This window comes from Streptomyces humi (assembly GCF_001005085.2).
GTDB lineage: Bacteria > Actinomycetota > Actinomycetes > Streptomycetales > Streptomycetaceae > Streptomyces > Streptomyces humi.
Map to the genome: position 1 here is coordinate 1 of NZ_LBMU02000196.1, position 295 is coordinate 295.

Genomic DNA, 295 nt, shown 5'->3' on the forward strand with positions numbered 1-295 from the left:
TCGTCCCGCGCGATCCGCGACCACCTGCGCAAGCGCGGCATCCGGGCGGTGATTCCGGTCCCGGCGGACCAGCGAGGCCACCGGCAGCGACGGGGCAGCAGGGGCGGCAGGCCACCGGCGTTCGACCGCGAGACGTACAGGCAGCGCAACACCGTCGAGCGGTGCATCAACCGCCTGAAGCAGTGGCGAGGCATCGCCACCCGCTATGAGAAGACCGCGACCATCTACCTGGCAGGACTCCACATCGCCGGCATCTTCCTCTGGTCCGCCCGGTGATCCAAACGAAACTGCCTAG

General features: G+C 68.8%; 1 protein-coding gene. It reads left to right on the top strand.

All coding sequences use genetic code 11. The features are described from left to right. The coding region (locus AAW13_RS43865) for an IS5/IS1182 family transposase (protein ID WP_052768778.1) at positions 1 to 276 on the top strand (276 nt) is incomplete at its 5' end. Between the last annotated feature and the right edge of the window lie 19 nt (positions 277 to 295).